The organism is Pseudomonas sp. ICMP 3272 (genome assembly GCF_001466905.1).
Taxonomy (GTDB): Bacteria; Pseudomonadota; Gammaproteobacteria; order Pseudomonadales; family Pseudomonadaceae; genus Aquipseudomonas; species Aquipseudomonas amygdali.
This window is the reverse complement of the sequence record NZ_LKEK01000042.1, coordinates 34,019-57,738: the sequence shown is the minus strand read 5'-3', so window position 1 is coordinate 57,738 and position 23,720 is coordinate 34,019. Positions and strand designations below refer to the sequence as shown.

Here is a 23,720-nt window from a genome sequence, read left to right as displayed (position 1 = left end):
GCGCAGAAGCTTCGTTATGGGCCAGATCAGTCAGGATGCGCCGCCGCCAGCAATTCCTGTGTGTAGGGGTGCTGCGGTGAGTCGAACACATCATGGCTGGCGCCGCGCTCGACAACCTTGCCGTCCTTTACCACGATGACATCATGGGCGAGGGCCTTGACCACCGCCAGGTCATGACTGATGAACAGGTACGTCAGGCCGTGCTTTTCCTGAAGCTCGCGCAGCAGTGCGACGATTTGTTTCTGCACGGTGCGGTCCAGCGCCGAGGTAGGCTCGTCGAGCAGAATCAGCGCGGGTTTCAGCACCAGCGCCCGCGCAATGGCGATACGCTGACGTTGACCGCCGGAAAACTCATGGGGGTAGCGATGCCGGCTCTGCGGGTCGATGCCGACTTCTTCCAGTACCCGAATAACCTCTGCATCGCATTTCGCCGGGTTGTACTGGCTGTGTACCTCCAGGCCCTCACTGATGATCTGCGCCACTGACATGCGCGGGCTGAGGCTGCCGTAAGGGTCTTGAAAGACCACTTGCATCTCTTTACGCCACGGGCGCATCTGTTTCTGACTCAGGCCGTCCAGCGCCTGCCCGCGAAAGCGGATACTGCCGCGTGACTCCAGCAGACGCAGGATCGCCTGGCCCAGTGTCGACTTGCCGGAACCCGACTCACCAACGATACCGAGGGTCTTGCCGCGCTCGATACTCAGGCTGATGTCATCCACCGCCTTGAGGTACTCCTTGTGCCGCCGCAGAATGCCGCCGGTCAGGGAGAACCAGACTTTCAGGTTGTCGACCTGCAGAACCGTTTCCCGCGTGTCGCGTGGCAGCGGCTCGCCCGCAGGTTCGGCGTCGAGCAGCAGACGGCTGTAAGGATGCTGTGGCGATTTGAACAGCGATTTGCAATCGGACTGCTCGACGATCTCGCCGGCACGCATCACGCAGACGCGCTGCGCCACACTATGAACCAGATTGAGATCATGACTGATCAACAGCAGCGACATGTCCAGGCGCTGCTGCAGCTCTTTGAGCAGCACGAGGATCTTGCGTTGCACGGTGACGTCCAGCGCAGTGGTTGGTTCGTCGGCAATCAGCAGCTCCGGCTCGCAGGCCAGTGCCATGGCTATCATCACCCGCTGGCGTTGGCCTCCGGACAGTTCGTGCGGGTAGGCTTTCAGGCGTTTTTCCGGCTGTTGAATGCCTACCAGCTCCAGCAGCTCGACAATGCGTTTCTGCGCTTCACGGCCACTGATGCCGCGATGCAGCAGCAGCGTCTCGCCTATCTGCCGGGCCACGCTGTGCAGCGGGTTCAGCGAGGTCATCGGTTCCTGGAAAATCATCGCAATGCGGTTGCCACGCAGCTCGCGCAGGGTGCGCTGGTCGGCACCCACCAGTTGTTGACCGCGGTAGGTGATGCTGCCGGTGGTCAGCGTGCCGTTGCACGGCAGCAGTTGCAGGATCGAATGGGCAGTAACGGACTTGCCGGAGCCAGATTCACCCACCAATGCCAGGCATTCACCGCGGCGCACGTCCAGGCTCAGGTTGCTGACCACTTTCTGCCCGTTGAAGGCGACGCTCAGGTCGCGGATTTCGATCAGGTTTTCCGACATGTCAGGACCTCGGGTCGAAGGCATCACGCAGCGCCTCGCCTATGAATACCAGCAGCGTCAGGATCAACGCGAGGGAGAAGAACGCTGTCAGGCCCAGCCAGGGTGCCTGCAGGTTCTGCTTGCCCTGGGCGATCAGCTCGCCCAGTGACGCGCTGCCCGCCGGCATGCCGAAACCCAGGAAATCCAGCGCGGTCAGGGTCGAAATGGCACCGGTCAGGATGAATGGCAGATAGCTCAGCGTCGCAGTCATCGCATTGGGCAGGATGTGACGCATGATTATCGTCCGGTCCCCCAGGCCCAGTGCACGCGCTGCCTTGACGTACTCCAGGTTGCGGCCACGGAGGAACTCGGCGCGCACGACGTCGACCAGCGTCAACCAGGAAAACAGCGCCATGATGCCCAGCAGCCACCAGAAATCGGGTTCGACGAAGCCTGACAGGATGATCAGCAGGTACAGCACAGGCAAGCCGGACCAGACCTCCAGCAGACGTTGGCCGAGCAAGTCTACCCAGCCGCCGTAATAGCCTTGCAACGCGCCAGCGGTGATGCCAATCAGCGCGCTGATGAAGGTCAGGACCAGCGCAAACAGGATCGACACCCGAGCGCCGAAAATGACCCGCGCCAGTACATCGCGCGCCTGATCATCGGTGCCGAGCCAGTTGTTCGCTGAGGGCGGGCTGGGGGCCGGGGTAGTCAATTCATAGTTGGGCGTGTCGTCACTGAACGGGACTGGCGGAAACAGCATCCAGCCGTCGCCCTTGGTAATCAGCTGACGTACGTAGTCGCTGCGGTAATCCGGCTGGAAGGGCAGTTCGCCGCCAAATTGTTGCTCGGTGTAGCGCTTGAACACCGGAAAGTAGAGCGAGTGCTGGTAACTGACCATCAGTGGTTTGTCATTGGCGATCAGCTCACCGCCCAGAGTCAGGGCAAACAGTGCGCAGAACAGCCACAGCGACCACCAGCCCCGGCGATTGCTGCGAAAGCGCTCAAGGCGGCGGCGGGCCAGCGGCGAGAGGCTACGCATCATGCATTCCTCGCGCTGAAGTCGATTCGGGGGTCAACCAGCGTGTAGCAGACATCGCCAATCAGTTTTATCAGTAGGCCGAAAACGGTAAAGATGAACAGCGAGCCGAACACCACCGGATAATCCCGCGAAACGGCCGCTTCATAGCTCATGCGGCCCAGGCCATCCAGCGAGAAGATCACTTCGATCAGCAGCGAACCGGCAAAGAACACGCTGATGAACGCCTGCGGAATACCCGACACGACCAGCAACATGGCATTGCGGAACACATGGCCATAGAGCACGCGCCGCTCGCTCATGCCCTTGGCGCGGGCGGTAGTCACATACTGACGGGTTATTTCGTTGAGAAAGGAATGTTTGGTCAGCAGGGTCAGTGTGGCAAAACCGCCAATCACCAGCGCTGAAACAGGCAGCACCAAATGCCAGAAATAGTCAGCGATCTTGCCGACGGTGCTCAGTTGCTCGAAGTTGTCCGAGACCAGCCCGCGCACCGGAAACCAGTTCAGCGACGTGCCACCGCAGAACACCACCACCAGCAGCATGGCGAACAGGAAGGCTGGCGTGGCGTAACCGATGATGATCGCGGTGCTGCTCCAGATATCGAACTGACTGCCATGTTTGACCGCTTTGCGAATCCCCAGCGGGATGGATACCAGGTACGTCAGCAGCGTCGCCCAGAGGCCCAATGATATGGAGACCGGCATTTTTTGCAGAATAAGGTCGGTTACCGTAGCGCCGCGAAAGAAGCTGTTGCCGAAATCCAGTCGGGCGTAACTCTTCAGCATCAGCCAGAGCCGCTCATGCAAGGGTTTGTCGAAACCATATTGACGTTCGATCTGCTTGATCAGTACTGGGTCCAGTCCTCGGGACGCTCGAGAGTGTCCGGCACCGGCCGACTCGCTCGCACCCGCGCCCACGGTCGCACCGCCAATTCCCTGCAAGCGTGCAATGGCCTGTTCGACAGGGCCGCCCGGCGCGGCCTGCACGATGAAAAAGTTGACCAGCAAAATACACAGCAGGGTAGGGATGATCAGCAGCAGGCGACGCAAAATATAGCCGAGCATTCAGTGCATCTCCGAAACGATGGCTGAAGCACCGCGTTTTTCAGCGAACTGCTCGTTGGTCAATGGCGTCGGGCTGATTTCCCACCATGTTTCGATGGCTTCATTGTTGCTGGCCTGGATTTTCGGAATGCCGAAACGGTTCCACCAGACGGTGGAAGAGCCGGGCGGGTAATAATTGGGAATCCAGTAGTAATTCCATTGCAGTACCCGATCCAGGCAATGTGCATAGTCGGTCATGGTCTGCTTGTTGTCGGCCTTGAGCAGCCCTGCAATCAGGGTGTCGACGGCGGGGTCCTGAAGTGCCATGTAATTGCTGGAGCCTGGGTCCATCGCTACTTTCGAGCCAAAGCTGTTGTACAACTCGGCCCCCGGCGAGGTAGATACCGGGTAGCCGGTGACAATCATGTCGTAATCGCGGGCCATTACCCGGTTGAGGTATTGCGCGGAATCGATGCGACGAATATCAAAATGAATGCCGATCTGCGCCAGCGTACGTTTGTAGGGCAGCAGCATCCGCTCGAAACCATTCTGTGCGTTGAGAAACGTAAAGCTGAAGGGTTCGCCCTGTGCGTTAACCAGTTGGTCGCCCTGCGGCGTCCAGCCAGCCTCTTTCATCAGCGCCAGTGCTTGCAGTTGCTTGTCGCGAATGAAGCCTGTGCCATCGGTTTTTGGCGCCTTGAACACGCTGTCGAACACCTGGTCAGGGACCCTGCCACGCAGCGGCTCAAGGATTTTCAGTTCGGCGGGAGTCGGCAGCTCGCTGGCAGCCAGCTCCGAGTTGGAGAAGAAGCTGTCCTGGCGAATGTACATGTTGCGCATCATCTGCCGGTTGGTCCATTCAAAGTCCCAGAGCAACGACAGCGCCTGGCGCACGCGGCGGTCCTGGAACATCGGTCGGCTCAGGTTGAATACGAAGCCCTGCGAGCTTTGCACCGCACCCTTGGCCAGTTGGGCCTTCTGCAAGCGACCGTCATTGATTGCCGGGCCGTCATAGCGGATTGCATAGCCAGTCGCGGAAAACTCGCGATTGTAATCGTAGGCCCCGCCCTTGAGTACGGTGCGTGCTACATCGATGTCGCCGAAATACTCGATGCTGAAGGTGTCGAAGTTGTACAGGCCTTTGCTGACCGGCAGGTCTTTGCCCCACCAGCCTGGGTCACGTTGAAACGTGACGGTGCGCCCCGGGTCGACATGGCTGATGGTGTAAGGCCCGCTGCCCGGAGGAACTTCAAACCCCGCGCCACTGGCGAAGTCGCGGGATTTCCACCAGTGCTCGGGGAATACCGGCAGCGAAGCCAGATCAAGGGGCAGGGTGCGGTTATCGCTGTTCTTGAAGTCGAAGCGGATTTGCGAAGGCGATTCGACCTCCAGGCCCTGGACCGCTTCAAACTGGGTCCGGTATTGCATGTTGCCTTGGGTCATCAGCAGTTCGTAGGTGTACTTCACGTCGTTGGCGGTAATCGGTGTGCCGTCCGCGAAACGTGCCTTGGGGTTCAGGTAAAAGCGCAGGGAGAGGCCGTCCGCGCCACGCTCCATTTTCTCGGCGACAAGCCCGTAGACGGTGTAGGGCTCATCCATCGAGCGCGTAGCCAATGGGGAGTAAAGCATGCCATTAATCTGCGAAACGCCCATACCCTTGTCGGTGAAGGGCATCAGGTGGTCGAACTGGCCGATTTCTATGGCCGAGCGTCGCATGCTGCCGCCTTTGGGCGCGTCCGGGTTCACGTAATCGAAGTGCTTGAAGTCGGCTGGATAGCGTGGAGCTTCGCCGTAAACGGTCAGGGCGTGTTGTGGTGCTGCGGACAGCGATTGGGTTGCGCCAACGAAGGTCAGCGTCAAGGCGAGCAACGATGAAAAAACAAAACGCATGACTCGAATCCTGACTGACGTTCGCAAGCGAATGTCAGGGTTAAAGGCGACTGACTGTAAAGGTATGGCGAAAATCCCGGCAGCGCTCATGCCTCTGCATCGCGCTATCTTCTACAGACAAATGGCCGCTTCGCCAAGCCACTGCGCGCAGGCTGGGCCACTGCGCTGTTGAAAACGACCACATACAAAAACGGCCCATCCGAAGATGAGCCGTCTGGCATGCGGCGCAGCAGGATCAGTCCTGACGGCTGGTCACTTCCAGCAGGTGGTAGCCGAACTGAGTCTTTACCGGACCCTGAACGGTGTTCACCGGAGCACTGAATACGACAGTGTCGAATTCCTTGACCATCTGGCCTGGACCGAACGAACCCAGGTCACCGCCCTGGCGGCTCGATGGGCAGCTGGAGTTGGCCTTGGCGATTTCAGCGAAATCAGCGCCGCCTTCGATCTGAGCCTTGAGTTCGTTGCATTTTTCTTCGCTCGAAACAAGGATGTGGCGGGCAGTGGCTTTAGCCATGGGGAATAATCTCCTGTGAAAAAAAAGAAACAGCCTACCGGATTCAGTGCGGTATTTCCCGACAAAGTTCCTTTGCTCTGTTTATCTGTAACGCAGACGGTCAACCGCGCGACGCAACAGCTGTTCGGTGCCTTCCCAGCCAAGGCAGCCATCGGTGACCGAAACGCCGTACCGCAGCGTCCCGCCCAATGCCTGGCAGCCGTCGAACAAGTGGCTCTCGATCATCATGCCGATCAGCGAGGTATTGCCGGCCAGGCGCTGTTCAAGAACATCGTTAAAGACGTGGGGCTGGCGTGACGGGTCCTTGCCACTGTTGGCGTGGCTGCAATCGACCATGATTCGCGATGCGATATTGTTTTTGGTCAGGCTGGCCTGCACCCGAGCGACGCTCTGGCCATCGTAATTGGGGCCGCTGTGGCCGCCGCGCAGCACAATGTGAGTGTCCGGATTGCCCTGCGTCTGGATGATTGCCGGATGACCGTGACCGTCCATGCCGAAGTGGCGATGCGGATGCGCCGCTGAACGCATTGCATCGCAGGCCACCGCGACGCCGCCGTCAGTGCCATTCTTGAAGCCGACTGCCATCGGCAGCCCGCTGGCCATTTCCCGATGGATCTGCGACTCGGTGGTGCGCGCACCAATCGCGACCCAACTGAGCAGGTCATCGAAATAGCCCGCGGCCATAGGCTGCAGTATCTCGGTGGCGATCGGCAGGCCCATGCCCAGCATGTCACGCATCAATTGTCGCGACAGCGCCAGGCCTTCAGCCATATCGTCACTGCCGTCCAGATGGGGATCGTACGCCAGGCCTTTCCAGCCCACTGTCGTGCGCGGCTTTTCGACGTAGGCGCGCATGACCAGCAGCATCTGGTCACTGACTTGCGCCGCAAGGCCGGCCAGTCGCTCGGCATATTCACGAGCAGATTGTGGGTCATGGATCGAGCAGGGGCCCACGATAACGAGCAGTCGCGAGTCTTCACCTTCAAGAATGGCGCGTACGGCGCGGCGATGGGCAGCAACCTGTTCGGTCAGCGCTGCATTCAGTGGCAGGCGCATTTTCAGTTCAAGCGTGCCGGGCAGGCGTTTCGAGGCGGGGCTGTTGTCTGCCAGAGCAACGGCATGGCTGGACAGGTCGGACGGTTTTACGGCAACGGACGAATTCATATTCTGGCTTCCTGGGCTGGCGGGGCAGTCCCGCGCAGACCTACTGGGGTGTTCGACAAAGGGCCATATTGGCCGGGCGTTTGTGGTTGCCACCTGGCAGTGACCGAACGGAGGCGGCAGGCTGTCCCGAACGGAGATGGCTAAATCGCCAGGCGAAGTCGATGTCGTTGCGGTAATAAGTGGCGTAGTTCATGTCGTAGTCCTCAATGTGCAGCGTGATATTTATGAAGGGTTGAAAATACCTGGCCCTGAAAAACAAAACCCCCGGTCGGGAAGCCGACCGGGGGTAGAGAATTCTCTGGTTGGCGTCCCCTTGAAGTGGGCGCCGGATGGGTATCAGGCGCGCCAGTGGCTAAACCAATACCCATAATAGGAGTTGAGCTGAACAGGAGCATTCACCGAGGCAACCCGCACAGCCACAGCACATGCACGGCAGGAAATGCCGGTAGCCGCTTGAAGCAGTGATGAGGTGGATTGCAGCATGGTGGGTCTCCGTTGATTGCTCCGAAGCTTACTTCAGGAGCGGTGGCGCATTCAATTGGAAAATTCAATCACCAGGATTATCAATGGCTACGAGCATTGACGTGCTGGTCCAGAGGACGAGGGGGTAGCGAACCGCTCAACGGCTGATGACAGTTACCTGGCGGCAGGCTATGGTGCGGCCAGGCTTCTACATATTGCGCCTGCAGTCTCCGGCAGGATCAGCTACTCTTCACTCATTACTTCTTCCTGCGGGGTTTGCATGTTCGGGATCGTCCCGATTTTCATGCCCAGCAATACGGCTACCTTATGCGCCTCACCGCGCCTGCCTTTCTTGCGGCCCGCCAGCACCTGGTAAGTTGTCGCCGGATCAATGCTGTTTTCCCGAGCGAATTCCTGAACAGATTTTCCCTGTTGTTCGAGCCAGGCCTTGGCTTGTGCGGCGGTGCGTATTCCGGGCATAGTTCAAAACCGTTCAAATCTATTCAATTCCGCGGGATTCTAACATTCGTTAGGATGGCTTTAACAGGATCATAGATTCAAATGAGTGGAATCGGTTGTCGGCTGAGAAAAGAACGAGAGCGTCTGAGCATGTCTCAGCGTACCTTCGGTGAAATAGGGGGAGTTGAGGCTAACGCCCAGGGAAAGTATGAAAATGGTGATCGCGCGCCCAAGGCCGATTACCTGGCTGCGGTGGCGGCCAAAGGTGTGGATGTGCTCTATGTGCTGACGGGAGCGCGCACGCCGGTGCCGATTGACAACCTCAGTCTGATCGAAGAAAAGATTCTGGGTAATTACCGAGTGTTGGCCAAGGATGATCAGGATGCGATCAGGCGTCTGACGACCACCATCGCCGAGCTTTCCGCTCCTGAAAAGCTTCCTTAGTGCAGGCATTGCGAGGCGGACATGCAGCCTGCTTTTCTGCGGCCTGCGGGTTTTTTTCGTCGTTCTCGAAGCACCCACCGTCAAGTTGTCGAGAGTCTGAGTTCGCAGTGCTAGGTCTGACTCATTGTTTTTGTTATGGTGATTGGCATTCGTTATGACCGTTGCGCGAGGTGTCTGCTTGATTAAGGTGCTAGTTGTCGATGACCATGATCTTGTCCGGACAGGCATCACACGCATGCTGGCCGACATAGACGGTCTGCAGGTTGTCGGGCAGGCTGATTCCGGCGAAGAATCACTGAAGAAGGCGCGCGAGCTCAAGCCTGACGTTGTACTCATGGACGTCAAGATGCCGGGCATCGGTGGGCTGGAGGCGACGCGCAAGATGCTGCGCAGCCACCCTGATATCAAGGTCGTCGCAGTCACTGTCTGTGAAGAAGACCCGTTTCCGACCCGTTTGCTGCAGGCAGGTGCTGCCGGCTACATGACCAAGGGTGCGGGGCTTGCCGAAATGGTCCAGGCCATTCGCCTGGTGTTTGCCGGTCAGCGTTACATCAGCCCGCAGATTGCCCAGCAGCTGGCCTTGAAGTCGTTTCAGCCGCAGGTCAACAATTCGCCGTTCGATCTGCTTTCCGAGCGTGAAATCCAGATTGCCCTGATGATTGTCGGCTGCCAGAAAGTCCAGACCATCTCGGACAAGCTGTGCCTGTCACCGAAAACCGTTAATACCTACCGATACCGTATCTTTGAAAAGCTCTCGATCAGCAGTGATGTTGAACTGGCTTTGCTCGCTGTACGTCACGGCATGGTTGATGCCAGCGCCTGAACATGACCCAGACATTCGATCCAAGTGCATTTCTCGCGACCTGTAGCGGTCGTCCCGGCGTCTACCGTATGTTCGACGCCGAAGCCACACTGCTTTACGTCGGCAAGGCCAAGAACCTCAAGAAGCGTCTTGCCAGCTATTTTCGCAAAACCGGACACGCGCCCAAGACCGGAGCACTGGTGTCGCGCATCGCCCAGATTGAAACGACCATCACGGGCAACGAAACTGAAGCGCTGTTGCTGGAGCAGACCCTCATCAAGGAGTGGCGGCCGCCCTACAACATTCTGCTGCGTGACGATAAGTCCTATCCCTATGTGTTTCTGTCCGATGGTAACTACCCGCGACTGAGTATTCATCGGGGAGCCAAAAAGGCCAAGGGCCGTTATTTCGGGCCTTACCCGAGTGCCGGCGCGATTCGCGAGAGCCTTAGCCTGCTGCAGAAGACTTTTCAGGTGCGGCAGTGCGAGGACAGCTACTTCAAGAACCGCACACGTCCTTGCCTGCAATATCAGATCAAACGTTGCAAAGGGCCGTGTGTCGGGCTGGTCGAGCCTGAGGTGTATGCCGAGGACGTACGTCACTCGGTGATGTTTCTCGAGGGACGCAGCAATGCCCTGAGTGACGAACTGAACGCCTCCATGGAAAAAGCCGCGATGGCGCTCGACTTCGAACGCGCAGCCGAGTTGCGCGATCAGGTCGCCTTGTTGCGCCGCGTCCAGGATCAGCAAAGCATGGACGGCGGTACCGGCGATGTCGATGTGGTCGCCGCGTTCGTCAACCCTGGCGGTGCCTGCGTGCACCTGATCAGCGTGCGGGGCGGGCGGGTGCTGGGCAGCAAGAACTTCTTCCCGCAGGTCGGCATAGAAGAGGAGGTCGGCGAAGTGATGTCGGCATTCCTGGCTCAGTATTTCCTCGGCGGCATAGACCGCGAGCTGCCCGGCGAAGTCATCGTCAATGTCATCAACGACGATTTCCCTGCGTTCGTCGACGCCGTCGAAGAACTGCGCGGCGTCGAGATGGTTATCAGTCATCGCGTGCGCGGCACCCGGGCGCGCTGGCAGCAAATGGCGGTCACCAATGCCGAGCAGGCACTGACTGCGCGGCTGGCCAACCGTCAGCATGTTGCGTCGCGATTCGAAGCGCTGGCCAAGGTGCTGGGGCTTGAAGATCCGCCAATGCGCCTCGAATGCTACGACATCAGCCACTCCAGTGGTGAGGCGACCGTAGCGTCCTGTGTGGTGTTCGGTCCGGAAGGCCCGATCAAGTCCGATTACCGGCGTTTCAATATCGAAGGCGTGACGGCAGGCGACGACTATGCCGCCATGCACCAGGCCTTGACCCGACGTTACAGCCGCATCAAGGCCGGGGAGGGCAAGTTGCCGGATGTGCTGCTGGTGGACGGCGGCAAGGGCCAGATGTCCATGGCCCGTGATGTGCTCAATGAATTGCAGGTGCCTGATCTGATTCTGCTCGGTGTCGCCAAGGGCACCACGCGCAAGGCGGGCTTTGAAACCCTTTACCTGAACGACGCAGCACATGAATTCACGCTGCCCGGCGATTCTCCGGCGTTGCACCTTATTCAGCAGATTCGCGACGAGGCTCACCGTTTCGCAATCACCGGTCACCGCGCGCGGCGCGGCAAGACCCGGCGCACCTCGACCCTTGAGGGCGTTGCAGGCGTCGGGCCGACCCGGCGTCGTGACCTGCTCAAACATTTCGGCGGATTACAGGAATTGTCCCGTGCCAGCATCGATGAAATCGCAAAAGCACCCGGAATCAGTAAAAAGCTGGCAGAGTCGATTTATGCAAACCTGCACAGCGAGTAGAATGCCCGCTCACCTCGTAGCCAGTTGTGCCGATGAATATCCCTAATCTGATCACCGTACTACGCGTTTTATTGATTCCGATCTTCATTTTGCTGTTCTACATGCCTTATCACTGGAGCTACATGGCCGCCAGTGCAGTCTTTGCGTTCGCTGCGGCGACCGACTGGCTCGACGGGTATCTGGCCCGCCGTCTTGAACAAAGTACACCCTTTGGTGCCTTTCTCGACCCGGTAGCAGACAAACTGATGGTGGCCGTTGCATTGGTGCTGCTGGTTCAGGCGCATGCCAATCTGTGGCTGACGCTGCCCGCTGCGGTGATCATCGGTCGCGAAATCGTCATTTCTGCACTCCGCGAATGGATGGCGGAAATCGGCGCGCGTGCGCAGGTTGCCGTTTCCAACATGGGCAAATGGAAAACGGCGGCGCAAATGCTCGCGCTGGTCATTCTGCTGGGCAACCCGCCTGCGATCACGCTCTGGGTGATTCTCGGCTACGCATTGCTGCTCGTTGCAGCGGGGCTGACCCTGTGGTCGATGGTGCAATACCTCAGAGCCGCATGGCCGCACCTCAAGACTACGGCAGAAAAAAAATAAGTTTTTGAATCAAGGGCTTGACGCAGCTTTCTGAAACGCTAGAATAGCGCCCGTCATCAAGACAATGCGGGAATAGCTCAGTTGGTAGAGCACGACCTTGCCAAGGTCGGGGTCGCGAGTTCGAGTCTCGTTTCCCGCTCCAAATATAAATCCATGTATGCACAAGAGGCATATGGGATTAACAAAAAAGACGCTTAGGCGTCTTTTTTCGTTTTTGCGGTAAATATCCCGGGTTTACTTTCTTGTGATGTACTTCTGCTTGTCTGAAGCAGTTTTGGCGTCCGAAGCCATATAGCCGTCGCCACCTCAAGCAGTCGAAGGAACAGTAGACCGGCTGGAGGCCATTATCGGGTACCCGCTGCGCACCTACGAAGACTTCGTCAAGGAAGCCACTGTCGGTTGAATCGTCGGCAGGGCAGCCATCCTGCCGGGTAAGAAACCCGGCAGTCAGTGCTTTAGTAGTTCACCCAGGCGGCATCGTTATTGGCAGACTGTACCCAGCGCACACCTTCTACGCCAGTGTCGATACCCGGCTTGGCAGCCCATGCCATGCGTTGCCCCTGAACTTCGAAACTCATCTGGTCAGGGCGTTCATCCCTCCATTCGATACTCGCCTTCCCGACTACTATTTATAATGTTGCTCGAACACCGCTACCTGCTCCGGTGTAATGAGTTGAAAGGGCACCCAGACCTCGGCGTCGACCGGCTCGCCTTTGATCATTTTTATGGCCGATTGCAGAGCTGTGGTCGCTTGGGCCTTCGGGTCTTGAAACACCGAGGCTGCCAGCATTCCACGTTTGATTGCCGCCAGGCCATCAGGCAAGCCGTCAATGCCTACAATTGCAACTTCCCCCTTCGCTTTGCCAGCCTGTTGTAACGCCATGGCGGCGCCGATGGCCATCTCGTCGTTATTGGCCACGATGGCATCAAAGGTTCTGCCCGCCAGTAGCCAGTTACTGGTCAGGTCCATACCTTTGTTACGTTGCCATTCCGCTGTTTGCTGCTCGACGATCGTTATGCCCGGATAGTCCTTGAGCACCTGTTTGACGCCTTCGCTGCGGTCGTGTGTCGAGTTCTGCGCAAGGTCACCCATGATGAGCGCGATAGTACCTTTGCCTCCCATCTTTTCTGCCAGATAGCGCATCTGCAATTGTCCTGCCTCAATGTCGTTGGACGCCACGGTGGTAACGCCCTTGGGCAAGACGCGCTCATCCGGGTGACGGTTGACGTAGACAAGCGGCATCTTTGCCTCGACCGCTGCGCGGGTCATATTTGCCGTGGCGGCGGTGTCCACCGGCAAGACGATAACCGCATCCACTTTCTGGCTGAGAAAGCCCTGAACCTGATTGATCTGGCGAACCACATCGCCTTGAGCGTCCTCGAACTGGAGCTGCACATTCTCTTTTCGGGCAGCTTCTTCCAGGCCGCTGCGCACATAGGTCATGAAGTTATCGTCGACTCTGGCGATCGTGACGCCAATTCGGTAGCTCGCAGCAGCCCATTGGCTGGAAACCAGTAACAGCACGGCGATAAACAGTTTGCGGAAGGGCATGAGACGTTTCCTTTTGTTGTTATGTGTGACGTTCACCAAGACCTGTCATGAACGTTTCCAGCGCTTTTCACGAGAACTTGCTCAGGTGTTCCTCAATCCAGGGTGAAGGCTTTTTTGAAGCGTTCCAGTGCTGCTTCGCTGTTGCCGCTGGCCCAGCCTTCAAGCCCGACGACACCCGTATAGCCCATATCGAACAACGCTCTGGCAATGGCGGGATAATGAATTTCACCCGTACCAGGCTCTTGGCGACCCGGGACGTCGGCGACCTGGATTTCTCCTATGGCGCTGCCTGAGCGCTGGATGAGTTCGATCAGGTTTCCTTCGCCGATTTGCGCGTGATAAAGGTCCAGGTTCATTTTCAGGTGCGGGCTGCCCACGGCCTCGATCAGGGCCAATGTGTCTTCAGCGCGAGCGAACGGGGTGCCGGGGTGGTCGACCTCGGTATTCAGGTTTTCCAGCAAGAATACCCGGCCTGCCTCTTCGCCAAGGCGAGCGAGTTTTTCCAGCGTTTTGCAGGCACTCAGCCACATGCGTCCATTGACATGAGCCACCGGATTGACGGGCAGACCTTTGTCGTCAAGGCCCGTGCCATGCAGGTTCAGGCTCGGGCAATTGAGCCGGGCGGCAACCGCGAGGGATTCGCGTGCGCTGTCCAGCAGGTGCTGGATTGCGTCGGCGTCGGTCAGATTGCCGTGGGTGTAGCCGGTCATAGAGGTGAAATTCGCCCCTGTGGCAGCCAGCGCTGCGATGTCCTTATTGGCCCAGCTCCATATTTCGGCGCTGAAGCCCAGCTCGTGAATACGCCTGACACGCTCGGTGAAGGGTAAATCCAGGAACACCATCTCGGCGCTGACCGCTAATGTGAACGGTATGGAGCTCATGCGCAGACTCCTCGTGACACCGCCACCGGCCGGCCTTGCTGGAACGACTCGATGCAGGCGCGGGCAATGGCCAGCGCCGCTCGGGCATCTTCGCCACTGGCCAGGGGTTTGGCCCCGGTACGCAGGCAGTCGGCAAAATGATTGAGTTCGGCGATGTAGGCGTCACGCAGCAGGTCGGTGTCCAGTCGTTGGGAGTCGGCCTGTATGCCATTGGCCAGATAACGGGTCAGATCAGATTCACTGACGTTGCCCATAGTCAACATGCCGGCACTGCCGAAGACCTCGCCCCGGACGTCGTAACCGTAGACCGCCTGAAAGCTGGCTTCAGCGGTGGCAATGGCACCGTTGTCGAAACGGATCATCACCACCGCTGTGTCCAGAAACCCATTGTTCTTGTAATCCGGTGCAATCAGCGCATCAGCCATGACGAACACGCTGACTGCCTCGGCACCGGGGTTCAGGTAGCGCAGGGTATCGAAGTCATGAATCAGCGTTTCAAGAAAGATCACCCATTGCGGCGAGGCTGCCGGATTGTTCAGCGCAGGATCTCGGGTTAACGAGCGCAACAGTTGCGGTGTACCTATACGCCCCTCAACCACGTTCAGATGAGCCGTACGAAAGCTTTTGGCGAAGCGACGGTTGAAACCGACTTGCAAGGGCACGCCGGCATCGGCGGCCGCAGCGATAGCGCGGTCGGCTTCCTCGAGAGTGATCGCCATGGGTTTCTCGCAAAAAACGCCCTTGCCGGCCCGCGCCGCGCTGATGACCAATTCTGCGTGGCTGCGCGCGGGGGCAGCGATCAGCACGCCATCCAGGTCTGGGTCGTCCAGCAATTGCTGAGGGTCGGTGTAAACCCGATCTACCCCTAACTCTGCGGCCAGACGCGACGCCTGGCCCGGAGTGGGGTCGGCGATGGCCGCAAGGCAGGCACCGGGAATATGGTGGGCGGCGGTCTGGCCGTGGAAGCTGCCCATGCGACCGGCGCCAATCAGACCAAGGCGGAGAATTTTTTTGCTCATGAAATAACCCTTTTTAATTGTTGTTCGATTATTTCCCGGCCGTAAGCGCGCCGGGCAAAGGGGGGGAGAGCAAAGGCCATGCCATAACTTAAGCTATTGATTTTAAAAGTTTATTAAAAATTTCCAATCAAAAAGTGTTCATTTTAATGACATGTCTATACTGACATGTTGAATATATGAACATGGATACATCAATGTCCTCACCGTCTGCGACCTTCAGCGTACAAGACCTCGGATACCTCACCGCATTGGGGACTGTGGCACTCAACAGCGGTCCCATACCCGAACTGGAGCAGGCCTGGCGGGCGCGCCTGAGTGGCGTTGACGAGCGCCCGGCGACGGTCAGGAAGGTTATTTGGGATTCCTGGGGGCGCAGCATCGCAGGCGGCGTGAACCCTGAAGACAGCGACTACCGGTTTGTCGACCCTCAACACCTTGCGGCTACTCTGGCGGCCAATCGGGTTTTGATTGCCGCAGCCGCTCAAGTGATGCGCGGCTTGCTTGCCTATAACCCGAGAGGCCATATCAACCTCACCGATGCTGAGGGCACCACACTGTATTTTTGCGGGCTGGATCTGACGCCGGTAGGTACGCGTTTGCTGGAGTCGGTGCAGGGCACCAACTGCACCGGACTGGCCCTGGCTGAAGATTCCCTGGTGTATGTACTGGCAGAGGAAAACTTCGGTACAGGCCTTCGTCAGCGGCGGATGCATTGCGCTGCGGCGCCAATCCGCAATGCCCAAGGCAAGACCCTGGCGATGCTGACCCTGACCGCAGAACCTGGCTGGTTCCATTTTCATACGCTCGGCACTGTCCAGGCGGCGGCCGAGGCCGTCTCGCGGCAAATGGCCTTGCAGGCGCTGCTGGAAGAACAGCAAACCGTTCTCGAAGTGCTCAACGAAGGTTTGGTGGTACTGGACGAACGAGGCTGTATAAAAGCGCTCAATCGCTATGCCCGGCAGCTTTTTCGGGTCGGCCTGGATTTGCTGGGCAGCCCGTTCCAGCGTCTGGGGCGCAGTGATTTGAACGAACAGATTCTGGCGCGTATCGGTGAAGGGCTGCGGGACCTGGACTGCACCTTTGAACTGCATGATTTCAGCCAGTTGTCCTGTCTGGTTTCGGTATGCCCACTGGAGCAGGGCGGGCGCGTGGTGTCGCTGCGAGAAAATCGGCGCATTAGGGAGATCACCCGGCGAATTATCGGCACTCAGGCCCGTTACACGTTCGAGACCATTCAGGGCTGTTCACGGGCGATTGCAGATGCCGTGCATTTTGGGCGGATCGCCAGTCGCAGCGATTCCACCACCTTGATTCTTGGCGAAAGCGGCACCGGCAAGGAGTTGTTCGCCCAGGCGATCCATAATGCGAGTGACCGCAATAGCGGGCCTTTTGTAGCGGTCAACTGTGGCGCGATTCCCCGGGACCTGGTGCAAAGCGAGCTGTTCGGCCATGTCGAGGGCGCATTCACGGGTTCGGCTAAAGGCGGGTCGGCGGGCAAGTTCGAACTGGCCGATGGCGGCACGATCTTTCTTGATGAGATCGGCGACATGTCCTTCGACGCGCAGGTCAGCCTGTTACGGGTGTTGCAAGAGGGCGAAGTAACCCGGGTCGGGGCGAAAAGCTCGCGACCAGTGGATGTACGCATCATTGCCGCCACTCACCGTAACTTGAGTCAGGCAGTGGCCGAAGGCGCCTTTCGTGAAGATCTGTATTACCGACTCAACGTGCTCAACCTGACCGTACCGCCGCTGCGTATGCGTCGGGAAGACATTGCCTTGCTGGCGCAACATTTTCTTGATCGTTGTGCCCGTTCATTGCGCAAGTCAGTGCTGGGGCTTTCTGCGCAAGCTCTGGAATTGCTGGTGGCTTATAGCTGGCCGGGCAACGTGCGAGAGCTGGAAAACAGCATTGAGCGCGCGACCAATCTGGCCACGGGTGAGCTCGTCCAGCCCGCCGATCTGCCCCTTGAAATCAGGCAGCGCAGCGGCCCCGCGGTGCCGGGCCGGCTGCCAGTGCCTTTGGCGGCCCATGACCTTGGCACCCACGAAATGCACGCGATTATTGCGGCGCTCGAAAGCACCCGAGGCAACATTCGCCTCGCTGCTCGACAGCTGAACGTTTCCCGCGGCGGGCTGTACAACAAAATGAGTCGATTCGGCTTGAACGCCGCCGATTTTCGAGGGCTCTGACGCCGGTCAGGCGTCGGTATTCTCCGAGGTCACGATCTGTAGCGGTACATACACCCGGTGCCTGAGCGGATCGAAGCTGTTGACGGTCTGCAACTCGATCAGCAGATTTACCAGTGCCTCGGCAATTTGAAGAGGCTGGGAGTCGATCACCACGTCAACCAGCCCGTTCGCGAGTGCGAGGCGCGACAGTTCGGTGGACTCCTGTAAAATGCAGCACAGCGCTGGACGTCTGGGCAGTTGCGCGAGGGCACTGATGATGCCGTCGCCACCACCGCCCACCACGCACAGCCCGCGCAGATCGTCATGATTGCCCAGCAATTCCAGGCTCGCCTCTTCGGTGATATCACAGTTGTCGAGGTTGATCAGCGGCACCAGAGGACGTAACCCCGGCGCATGTTCTGCCAGGTAACTGTGTAGCCCTTCAACCCGCGCCTGATGGCCAAGAAAGCGATGGCCGCCGAGCAGAATGCCGATGCTGCCTTTGCGAGCACCGCAGGTACGTGCCAGCAGCCAGCCCATGGTGCGTCCGACCTGATAATTGTCCTGACCGACGTAAGGCTCATCGGCCTTCTCATGAATGTCTGAAAGCAGCGCTATCACCGGGACGCCAGCCTGGCGAATCTGTTCAAGAGCAGCGTTGATCAGCGGGTGGGCGAAGCTGACCACCGCCAGGCCGTCACATTGCACTGCCAGTTGTTCGAGTTGGGCAACGATGGCGGCCGGGCTGCGATCAGTCACGTATTCGAACTGGCAGGTCAGATTGGCCCCGATACGACGTTGCGCGGCCTGGCCAATGGCCTTAGCGAGGTTGGCATAGAACGCTTGGGCGGTGTTCAGCAACAGAATGCCGAAACGGTAAGTGGGACGTTGCTCGACAATGCGCTGCGCAATCAGCCGTGCGGCGAAATAACCCACTGCTTCCGCGGCCTTCAGCACCTGCTCGGCGGTAGCGGGGTTTACCGGAGCGCGGGCGTTGAGCACGCGATCGACAGTCGCGACACTCAAGCCTGCCTGCGCGGCGACAGTCGCGATGGTGGGGCGCTTATTGTTATTCATGACATGCCCTTGAAGCGGCTTGATAGAAAACTATCAAGCACCGCAGATGCTCGATGATAGCTTGATAGTGAATGTATTCAAGGCCTTGAGAGGGGGGTGGGTGCTCTCTATATTTTCTTACGCAAAGTTCCTGAAACTTCACACTTGCGGAGAATAATAACAATGCCTCAAGACACTGCAGCCTGTCAGCGCGACTATAGCCTGACCGGCCCCGAAGCTGCCCGTGCAGCGGAAAAAGGCCTGGTATCTGCCGAGTGGTACCAGTCGCCCATCTCTCGTCAACGCATGAAACAATTGATGCAGCGCCGCGACGGCCCGGCCTTGCTCGACACTGCAATCTGGTTGCTGGCGCTGCTGGTCAGCGGTTTTGGCGGCTACTGGTTCTGGGGTTCCTGGGCATGTGTGCCGTTCTTCCTGGCTTACGGCGTTCTTTACGCCACAGCCTCCAACCCGCGCTGGCACGAGACTGGCCACGGCACCGCGTTCAAGACCCGGTGGATGAATGACGGGTTGTACCAGGTGGCCAGTTTCATGTGCATGTTCGAGCCACATGTATGGCGCTGGAGCCATGCGCGGCATCATACCGACACTATCGTGGTAGGTCGCGACCCGGAAATTGTCGAGCCACGGCCGCCGAGCCTTGTGATGATGTTCCTGAACCTGTTTCAGATTCCCTTGCTGATCAAAACAATGGGCGGCGTGTGCCGACATGCTTTTGCGCATATGAGCGAGCAAGAGAAGGATTTCATCCCGGTGTCCGAATGGTCCAGAGTGTTTCTGGCCGCGCGTATCTGGCTCGCCATCTATGCCGGAGTGGTTGCTGTGGCACTGTATCTGCAGAGCTGGTTACCCCTCATGTACGTCGGTTTGCCCATGCTTTATGGCGGCTGGCTGTCTTACCTGTTCGGCCTTACTCAACATGTGGGGCTGGCTGAAGACGTGCTCGATCATCGCAGCAACTGCCGCACTATCTACATGAACCGCGTGCTGCGCTTTCTGTACATGAACATGAACTATCACCTTGAGCACCATATGTACCCGATGGTGCCGTATCACGCGTTGGCGCAACTTCATGAAGAGATCCGCCACGACTGTCCGCCGCCTTATGCCAGCCTCGGCGAAGCCTTCAAGGAAATTATTCCAACCCTCCTGAGGCAGCGCCGCGACCCGACCTACTTCATCAAGCGCCAGGTGTCACATGCTTCAGCGCCTGCCACCGCCGCACGTCCCCAGCCTGAAGCGACCTCCGGCTGACACTTTCCGGTTGTTCCCGAACGAGAGAGAAAAACCATGAACAATCAATGGATTGATGTATGCGCCGTGGGCGAAATTGATGAAGAAGACGTCATGCGCTTCGATCACGGCCCGCATACCTATGCCGTATACCGTTCCGCCGACAACGAATTTTTCGCCACGGCGGGCCTGTGCACCCACGAAAAGATTCACCTCGCCGACGGGTTGGTAATAGATCACGTCATCGAATGCCCTAAACATAACGGCCGCTTCGACTATCGCAATGGCAAAGCCCTGGGAGCACCCGTGTGCGTCAATCTCAAGACCTTTGCCGTACGGGTCGAAGCCGGGCGGGTTTTGCTTGCGGTCAGTGACTGAAAATCAGGAGTGCATGCCATGAATGCTCCATTGATTATCGTTGGCGCGGGTCATGCAGGTGGCCGTGCAGCGCTGACCTTGCGCGATCAGGGTTACGCCGGCCGACTGATACTGATCGGCTCCGAGCCGCACGTGCCGTATGAGCGTCCACCTTTGTCCAAGGGCGTACTGCGAGGCTCCGTGGACCTGGCCGGTTGCAGCCTGTGTGCGGACACGCGCCTCACTGAGCTGGGTATCGAGCATCTGACCGACAATCCGGTAAAGAGCCTCGACCCGCAGGGTTATCGCCTGCAGTTGGCTGACGGCGATGAGTTGCCTTACAGCCGATTGCTGTTGGCGACCGGGGGCAGGGCGCGTTGCCTGGCACAGATCCCCAGGCACCTGAGCAATGTTTTCTACCTGCGCACCCACGATGAAGCATTGGCGTTGCGGGGTGCCTTGATCCACGGTTCACGCCTGGTGATCATCGGTGCCGGGTTCATTGGCCTTGAAGTTGCGGCGACGGCGCGGGCTCTAGGCTGCCAGGTGACGTTGCTCGAAGCAGGCCCTCGTCTGGCCGGGCGCGTCTTGCCTGAAGAAGTGTCCCGGGCATTGCTGGATTTGCATCGGCAGCACGGCGTCGATGTACAACTCAATGTCGTGCTTGAAGGCGTGCAAGGCAATGAGCGCGCCGAGTCAGTGCTGCTGGTCGACGGCCGGAGTGTGCTTTGTGACGCAGTGGTTGTCGGCGTTGGCATGCAGCCGAACATCGAGCTTGCAGTAGCGGCTGGCCTTGCCGTGGGGCAAGGGATTCGTGTCGACGATCGACTGCGCACCAGCGCCCCGGACATCTTCGCCGCCGGTGATGTGTGTGAGTATCGCCTGCACCCGGAGGGGGTATATCAGCGGCAGGAGACCTGGCGCAACGCCGAAGCGCAGGGGCGCCACAGCGCATTGAATATGCTGGGGTACGATCTTCCGTTCCAGGAGGTGCCCGGCTTCTGGTCCGATCAGTACGACTGGAGCGTGCAGACAGTCGGTGTAACCACGCAGCCCCTGCCTTCAGCCAGCCGCGCATTGGCCTGCGGTGGGCGGTTGCTGTTCTACCTGGATGCGCAACAACGACTGCAGGGGGCCTGTGGCCTGGCGCTGGGCAACAGCGTTGCCAAAGATATCAAGCTGTGTGAGCGCCTGATCGTTGCCCGAACTCCGCTGAGCGTCACCATGCTCAACGACCCCGAGTGTTCGCTCAAACAACTGCTGAGGCTCTGACATGGACACATTTCTGGTATTTCAGTCGCTATGGGCCATGCAGGACCATCGTGGCCAGTGTGACGTTCCCATCGAGGCGCAACTGGACAGAATTGCCGCCGCCGGCTTTGACGGGATCACCGACCATTACTGGCATGCCCCCGATGTCATGCGGCTGCATGCCGCCGCAGAGGCCCGTGGCTTACAGATTGAAGGCCAGCTATTCCCACAGACAGTAGCCGATCTGGACAGGGCGCTTGAAGTTGCTTGCCGCTACGGTTGTCACCACCTGACTCTGCAGGCCGATGCACGTCCGCGGACGCTGGCCCAGGCGATCACGTTGATCGAGGGCTGGCAGCGTCTGGCCGAGCAGGTGGACTTTCCGGTTCTGCTGGAAACTCACCGTTACCGCCTTACCAGTGATCTGTTGTTTACCCTCGACGTGCTGGCGCAGATGCCGGACCTCAAACTGTTGGCTGATTTGTCCCACTACGTGGTAGGTCGGGAGTTGCCCGAGTCGGCGACGGCCGAGGACGACGAGCACATTCACAGCATCTTGCGCCATAGTTGGGGCTTTCACGGCCGTATAGCCAATAGTGAACAAGTGCAGGTGCCTTTGAGCTTTGCACAACACCGCCCCTGGCTTGAGCGGTTTTCAGCCTGGTGGCGTTACGGTATTGAAGATTGGCTGGCTCGACCGAATAAACCAGCCAGCCTGTCTTTCACGTGCGAGCTGGGCCCACCCCCGTATGCAATCACAGGGAGTGACGGGCGCGAAATTTCAGATCGCTGGAGCGAGGCACTGTTACTCAAGGATCTGATTCGCGGAATCTGGAATGATTGCCGTTCAAGGGTCTGACGGGTTCAGCCCACTTGATGCGAATGGTGAACTCTTCAAAAGCATACCGATGTGTACATTTTAGGTTGACGACCCATCGCCAACGGTTTAAAACTATACACGCCGGTACAGTTTTGGTGGTCTCGCAGTTCATTGCAGACTGACACATATCCAGAACAGTCCGGCAGCGCCTCGCAGAGCAGTCTGATGATGATCGATTAAATGCCGTGCAACGCGGTACGTCGCGATCATGGATGGCCCTGCATCAGGCAAGAGAGTGCTCCGAGATACAGTGCCCCTGGAAAACGTGCTTCTGGATAAACAGTCCCGGGATATTACCAGTGCCCTTCAAAGGTACTGCCCGTGACGGTGCGTGCCTGATAGTAGTCGGGCTCGGGGATTGATGGTGAGTGCTTGAATTTCAATAACCTGATCACGCTGGAGAGTTCTGCATGCACTACGTTAAAAACATGAAGTTGGCCGGGCTGTTGTTATTGGTTTTTCTGGTCACGGGGTGTGCCAGTCACGAGCCGTCGCCTTATTCAGGAATCGAGTCATCACTTGAAATGCGGCCCAACAAACAGGACATCTCGGGTCGTATTCCCTTCAAGTACTCGACGTCAGTCAACTGGAACCAATACGATAAAGTAATGCTTGAACCTGTGGTGATCTACTCGGGAGCGGATGCGCAATTTTCAGACCTGGAGCGCAACGAAAAGACCGTCCTGGCCAACGACATGACAGTCAGCTTCTCTGAAGCCCTGGGCAAGCATTTCCGGTTCACCGACACACCTTCACGCGGGACAATGCGCATTCGCCTCACCCTGACCGGGGCCGAGACCACTGTTACCGGGCTGTCTACATTCTCCCGATTCGATATCGGCATGGGGTCATATAACCTCGTTCAGGCTTCCAGAGACCGTGAAGGTACGTTTACCGGGTCCGTCAGCTATGCCGTCGAGATCTACGATGCGTCCACTTCGCAGCTTCTGGAGTCCTATGTCACTCGGCAATATCCAAAGGTTTATGACATAAGCTCGACCTTCGGGCGTTTGTCGGCGGCGCAGGCGGGTATTTCCAGAGGCGCGGATGAGCTGATTGAGTTGTTGCTCTCAAAGTAAAGCAGCCTTGGGAAGCCCGGCCTGATAATCGGGTCTTCCTGTCAGTCAGACACCTGAGAAGTGAAAATGCTATTTTTGAATAATAAAATAAATATAAATCAAAAATAATAATATTAGCTTATGACCAAATAGAATTATATTTTCGAAATTGATTCCGTTATGTTTGGTTTCAACAGCCTACCCCTTACCTCGGATGGTACCAATCGTTATCAGGATTCTGCGCATCAGGCCGCCGTCGAGTGTGCCATGACCGAGGGATAAACCAGTCCCCTCAAGCAGAATCGTTGGAAGGGAGTTCAACGTATGTTGCCTGTTCAATCCTGCCACTGGCTTTATTCCTCTCGCCCTGCTGTTGACAGGCGCTGCGCGTCACT

At 58.1% G+C, this 23,720-nt stretch carries 21 protein-coding genes, 1 tRNA gene and 1 pseudogene; 11 read left to right on the top strand and 12 right to left on the bottom strand.

Annotated elements, in window-relative coordinates; genetic code table 11:
* Positions 1 to 26: 26 nt before the first annotated feature.
* The 7 genes from AO068_RS08445 to AO068_RS08415 all read right to left on the bottom strand — a co-directional run bounded on the left by AO068_RS08445 (position 27) and on the right by AO068_RS08415 (position 8,184).
* Positions 27 to 1,604 carry an ABC transporter ATP-binding protein gene (locus AO068_RS08445; protein WP_058408118.1) on the bottom strand — a complete coding sequence of 526 codons (1,578 nt, stop codon included), beginning with the start codon at positions 1,602 to 1,604 and terminating at the stop codon, positions 27 to 29.
* A 1-nt stretch (position 1,605) separates the two neighbouring features.
* Positions 1,606 to 2,628 (bottom strand): ABC transporter permease, encoded by a 1,023-nt coding sequence (locus tag AO068_RS08440; protein WP_058408117.1) that lies wholly within the window; start codon positions 2,626 to 2,628, stop codon positions 1,606 to 1,608.
* Entirely contained in the window at positions 2,628 to 3,692 is a 1,065-nt protein-coding gene (locus AO068_RS08435) for a microcin C ABC transporter permease YejB (protein ID WP_058408116.1), read from the bottom strand. Before AO068_RS08435 ends, AO068_RS08440 begins: the two co-directional genes overlap by 1 nt.
* Positions 3,693 to 5,561 (bottom strand): extracellular solute-binding protein, encoded by a 1,869-nt coding sequence (locus tag AO068_RS08430; protein ID WP_058408115.1) that lies wholly within the window; start codon positions 5,559 to 5,561, stop codon positions 3,693 to 3,695. It lies immediately after the preceding gene.
* Between the two features lie 235 nt (positions 5,562 to 5,796).
* Positions 5,797 to 6,078: a peptidylprolyl isomerase gene (locus tag AO068_RS08425; RefSeq protein WP_002553340.1), complete on the bottom strand. Its 282-nt coding sequence runs from the start codon at positions 6,076 to 6,078 to the stop codon at positions 5,797 to 5,799.
* An 81-nt stretch (positions 6,079 to 6,159) separates the two neighbouring features.
* Complete coding sequence (locus AO068_RS08420) at positions 6,160 to 7,242, bottom strand: 3-deoxy-7-phosphoheptulonate synthase (RefSeq protein ID WP_058408114.1); 1,083 nt, start codon at positions 7,240 to 7,242, stop codon at positions 6,160 to 6,162.
* A 705-nt stretch (positions 7,243 to 7,947) separates the two neighbouring features.
* Positions 7,948 to 8,184 (bottom strand): DNA-binding protein, encoded by a 237-nt coding sequence (locus AO068_RS08415; RefSeq protein ID WP_058402330.1) that lies wholly within the window; start codon positions 8,182 to 8,184, stop codon positions 7,948 to 7,950.
* A 129-nt stretch (positions 8,185 to 8,313) separates the two neighbouring features.
* Between AO068_RS08415 and AO068_RS08410 the strand changes: the two genes are divergently transcribed.
* The 5 genes from AO068_RS08410 (at position 8,314) to AO068_RS08390 (ending at position 11,991) form a co-directional block, all read left to right on the top strand.
* Positions 8,314 to 8,607 carry a helix-turn-helix domain-containing protein gene (locus AO068_RS08410; RefSeq protein WP_058408113.1) on the top strand — a complete coding sequence of 98 codons (294 nt, stop codon included), beginning with the start codon at positions 8,314 to 8,316 and terminating at the stop codon, positions 8,605 to 8,607.
* A gap of 178 nt (positions 8,608 to 8,785) precedes the next feature.
* A complete protein-coding gene (gene gacA, locus AO068_RS08405; RefSeq protein WP_002553344.1) occupies positions 8,786 to 9,430 on the top strand; it encodes a response regulator transcription factor GacA in 645 nt (214 codons plus the stop codon).
* Positions 9,431 to 9,432: 2 nt separating this feature from the next.
* A complete protein-coding gene (uvrC, locus tag AO068_RS08400; protein WP_005732030.1) occupies positions 9,433 to 11,256 on the top strand; it encodes an excinuclease ABC subunit UvrC in 1,824 nt (607 codons plus the stop codon).
* 32 nt (positions 11,257 to 11,288) lie between these two features.
* The gene (pgsA, locus tag AO068_RS08395) at positions 11,289 to 11,849 is read left to right on the top strand and encodes a CDP-diacylglycerol--glycerol-3-phosphate 3-phosphatidyltransferase (RefSeq protein ID WP_058408112.1); all 561 of its coding nucleotides are present in this window, start codon (positions 11,289 to 11,291) and stop codon (positions 11,847 to 11,849) included.
* A 66-nt stretch (positions 11,850 to 11,915) separates the two neighbouring features.
* Positions 11,916 to 11,991 (top strand) — tRNA-Gly (locus AO068_RS08390).
* 313 nt (positions 11,992 to 12,304) lie between these two features.
* Here the strand turns inward: AO068_RS08390 and AO068_RS29430 are convergent.
* From AO068_RS29430 to AO068_RS08375, 4 genes are all read right to left on the bottom strand, one after another.
* The gene (locus AO068_RS29430) at positions 12,305 to 12,427 is read right to left on the bottom strand and encodes a hypothetical protein (protein ID WP_002553348.1); all 123 of its coding nucleotides are present in this window, start codon (positions 12,425 to 12,427) and stop codon (positions 12,305 to 12,307) included.
* Positions 12,428 to 12,474: 47 nt separating this feature from the next.
* Entirely contained in the window at positions 12,475 to 13,401 is a 927-nt protein-coding gene (locus AO068_RS08385; RefSeq protein WP_057401198.1) for a sugar ABC transporter substrate-binding protein, read from the bottom strand.
* Positions 13,402 to 13,493: 92 nt separating this feature from the next.
* A complete protein-coding gene (locus tag AO068_RS08380; RefSeq protein WP_058408111.1) occupies positions 13,494 to 14,282 on the bottom strand; it encodes a TIM barrel protein in 789 nt (262 codons plus the stop codon).
* Positions 14,279 to 15,301 (bottom strand): Gfo/Idh/MocA family oxidoreductase, encoded by a 1,023-nt coding sequence (locus tag AO068_RS08375; protein ID WP_046832840.1) that lies wholly within the window; start codon positions 15,299 to 15,301, stop codon positions 14,279 to 14,281. The genes AO068_RS08380 and AO068_RS08375 overlap by 4 nt, the downstream gene beginning before the upstream one ends.
* Positions 15,302 to 15,495: 194 nt before the next feature.
* On the opposite strand from AO068_RS08375, the gene AO068_RS08370 reads away from it, so the two are divergent.
* A complete protein-coding gene (locus AO068_RS08370; RefSeq protein WP_058408110.1) occupies positions 15,496 to 17,490 on the top strand; it encodes a sigma-54 interaction domain-containing protein in 1,995 nt (664 codons plus the stop codon).
* Positions 17,491 to 17,496: 6 nt separating this feature from the next.
* On the opposite strand, the pseudogene AO068_RS08365 reads toward AO068_RS08370, so the two are convergent.
* Positions 17,497 to 18,587: pseudogene (locus AO068_RS08365) on the bottom strand (LacI family DNA-binding transcriptional regulator).
* Positions 18,588 to 18,708: 121 nt separating this feature from the next.
* Here AO068_RS08365 and AO068_RS08360 point away from each other — a divergent pair.
* The 5 genes from AO068_RS08360 to AO068_RS08340 all read left to right on the top strand — a co-directional run bounded on the left by AO068_RS08360 (position 18,709) and on the right by AO068_RS08340 (position 23,346).
* On the top strand, positions 18,709 to 19,800 hold the full coding sequence (locus AO068_RS08360) for a fatty acid desaturase family protein (protein ID WP_058408109.1): 1,092 nt from the start codon (positions 18,709 to 18,711) through the stop codon (positions 19,798 to 19,800).
* 36 nt (positions 19,801 to 19,836) lie between these two features.
* On the top strand, positions 19,837 to 20,157 hold the full coding sequence (locus AO068_RS08355; RefSeq protein WP_002553354.1) for a MocE family 2Fe-2S type ferredoxin: 321 nt from the start codon (positions 19,837 to 19,839) through the stop codon (positions 20,155 to 20,157).
* A gap of 18 nt (positions 20,158 to 20,175) precedes the next feature.
* Complete coding sequence (locus AO068_RS08350) at positions 20,176 to 21,408, top strand: NAD(P)/FAD-dependent oxidoreductase (protein WP_058408108.1); 1,233 nt, start codon at positions 20,176 to 20,178, stop codon at positions 21,406 to 21,408.
* Position 21,409: 1 nt separating this feature from the next.
* The gene (locus AO068_RS08345) at positions 21,410 to 22,246 is read left to right on the top strand and encodes a sugar phosphate isomerase/epimerase family protein (RefSeq protein WP_005732041.1); all 837 of its coding nucleotides are present in this window, start codon (positions 21,410 to 21,412) and stop codon (positions 22,244 to 22,246) included.
* Between the two features lie 431 nt (positions 22,247 to 22,677).
* Positions 22,678 to 23,346, top strand: coding sequence for a DUF3313 domain-containing protein (locus AO068_RS08340; protein WP_058408107.1), 669 nt, complete (start codon positions 22,678 to 22,680; stop codon positions 23,344 to 23,346).
* Positions 23,347 to 23,720: the final 374 nt, after the last annotated feature.